The following is a 254-nucleotide window of genomic DNA, read 5'->3' on the forward strand; positions in this document are numbered from 1 at the left end:
GCGCAGCAGCGCCCTGACCCTGGCGAAGAGTTCGTCCAGTTCGAACGGCTTGACCAGGTAGTCGTCGGCGCCCGCGTCGAGCCCCGTCACCCGGTCGCCCACCGTGTCCCGTGCCGTCAGCATCAGTATCGGCGTCGTCGAGCCCGAGGCGCGCAGCCTGCGTGCGGCCGTCATGCCGTCCATCCGGGGCATCTGGATGTCCAGGACGATCAGGTCGGGGCCGTACGCCTCCGCCTTGGTCAGTGCGTCCAGGC

Annotated in this window: 1 protein-coding gene; it reads right to left on the reverse strand. The window is 70.1% G+C overall.

The annotated features are described in order from the left end of the window. On the reverse strand, positions 1-254 hold a 254-nt coding region (locus J0695_RS37515), incomplete at both ends, for a response regulator (RefSeq protein ID WP_206969247.1).

This window comes from Streptomyces beijiangensis, assembly GCF_017315755.1.
Taxonomy (GTDB): Bacteria; Actinomycetota; Actinomycetes; order Streptomycetales; family Streptomycetaceae; genus Streptomyces; species Streptomyces beijiangensis.